Source organism: Streptomyces bohaiensis, from assembly GCF_012033785.1.
Classification (GTDB): domain Bacteria; phylum Actinomycetota; class Actinomycetes; order Streptomycetales; family Streptomycetaceae; genus Streptomyces; species Streptomyces bohaiensis.
Genome location: NZ_JAAVJC010000476.1, coordinates 1 through 1,907, shown reverse-complemented (window position 1 = coordinate 1,907; position 1,907 = coordinate 1). Strand labels below are relative to the sequence as shown.

Annotated in this window: 1 protein-coding gene and 1 pseudogene; one reads left to right on the top strand and one right to left on the bottom strand. The window is 78.0% G+C overall.

Features of this window, described 5'->3' with window-relative positions; all coding sequences use genetic code 11:
* Positions 1–81 precede the first annotated feature (81 nt).
* A complete protein-coding gene (locus tag HCN52_RS24075; protein ID WP_245175417.1) occupies positions 82–1,569 on the bottom strand; it encodes a cell division protein PerM in 1,488 nt (495 codons plus the stop codon).
* A gap of 30 nt (positions 1,570–1,599) precedes the next feature.
* Between HCN52_RS24075 and HCN52_RS25000 the strand changes: the two are divergent.
* A pseudogene (locus tag HCN52_RS25000) lies at positions 1,600–1,907 on the top strand (hypothetical protein); the annotation flags it as partial.

Genomic DNA, 1,907 nt, shown 5'->3' with positions numbered 1-1,907 from the left:
CCCGGCGCCTCCAGTCCCTGGTCCACCGGCAGATCGAGCACCTGGACGAACTGGAGCACGAGGTCGAGGACCCCGACCTGCTCAAGGGCCTGTTCCACGTGGACCATCTCGCCACGCGCGGGCGAGCAGCGCCGCCGGGGTGCCGAGCACCGCGACCCAGCCGAAGGCCGCCGCCGCGGTGAGCCAGGGTGCGGGCCCGAACTCCGCGAGGCCGCCGGTGCCGAGCGCACCCCCGGCGAGCAGCGCGAGCACCCCGGTGCCGAGCCCGAGGAGCGCCGCGGCCAGCAGCGCCGCGCATGCGGTGTCGGCCGCGGAGGTGGCGGTGGTGCGGTCGGCGCGCACGGGCACCGCTGCTCGACCGAGGAAGAACGCGGTGACCGAGATCGCCGTGAGGGGTACCAGGGCGGCGAGTGCCAGAGTGAGCGGGGCGCCGCCCTCGCCGGGCAGTGCCGCCAGGAGCGGGAACGGCGGCAGCCGGGGGTCGTCGCCGCCGGTCGCCAGCGGGGCGAGCCAGACGCCGCCCCCGACGGTGAACCCGACCCCCAGCCCGTAGGCGGCGGCCCAGACCGCGGCGTTGGGGACGAGCGCGCAGGCGAGCAGCAGCAGGGAGATCCGGCCGGACCAGTCCCCCGCGAGCTGTCCGAACAGCGATTGGGCGGCGCCGGCGTGGCCGACGAGGGCGATCGCCGCCAGCACGGTGCCGGCGCCGCACATCGCGGCGAGCCCGGCAGCCGCGGCGCGCGGCGCGTCGGTCTCCTGGAGCCACTGCGCCCGGCCGGGCAGCAGCGGCGGCCCGGTGTGGGACCAGCCGGCGGTGACCGTCACCACGAGGGCGAAGAGGGGGACGGCGACGGCCGCGCTGAGCGGGTCGACCCGGATCGGACCGTCGAGGGTGTAGAGCACGCCCGCCGCCGCGGCGGCGAGGTAGCCGCCGGTGATCCACAGCGCGGTGGTGAGCGCCCGGCCGGGTCCGCTGTCGGCGGGCAGGGCCACGCGGACGGCCCGTCGCAGCAGCCACCCGGGGACGAGGGCGAGGAGCAGGGGCGTGAGGGTGACGGGGGCGGGTGTGCCGCCGAGGGTGTCGGCGCGGACCAGGCCGGCGCCGTGCGCCAGCAGCCAGAGGTCCACCGCCAGGGTGGTGGCGTTGCCCGGTCCGTCGTCGGGGTGGGGCGAGACCGTCCAGAGGGCGAGGACGACGACGGCGAGGGCACCGGCGCCGAGACCGGCGGCGACCAGTCCCTCGGCGGCGCAGGCGCCGCCGGGGCGGCGGCCCCCGAACTCGGCGGTGTCGTCCGACTCGTCGTGGGGTCGGCGTTCGGGGCGGCGGGCGCCGGGCCGAGCGGCGCGTGGGGCGGCGCGGGCGGCGCCGGGGTCCGTCGTCGCGCTCTCGGCGGACCGACGGGGGCTCCGGAGCCGCGCGGGGAGGGACCGCACGGCGGCAACGGTCGCGGCGAAGAGGGCACTCACCCGGGCAATGCTGCCAACAACACCGCGAATGGCGTGGTATCGCGGATTTCCGGGCGACGTCACCCAGAATGTACATATGCGTGTTTTCAGACAATCCTTCATGTCCGGACGTCGGCGGACGGTGAGGGTCTGATGGCTGGTCAGGAGCCTGCGGACCGGTCGGCCGGCCCGTCCCGCACCGGCACCACCGCGCCGGGTGCCGCCTCGCCGCCCGAGCCGAGTGGTGCCCGCGCCGCCGTGCGGGATTCCGCCGAACGGGTGAGCACCCGGCGGATTCCGCCGCCCCTGGGCCGCACCGTCCGGACCCACGGCACCTTCACCTGGCGCGGCCCGGCCGCGTCCGTCACCTTCGTGCAGGTGCGCCCCGCGGCCCCGGTGGCGCCGGCGCCCCCCGCGGTGACTCCCCCGGCGCCCCCGCGCGGCGAACCCCGGGGCCGGGG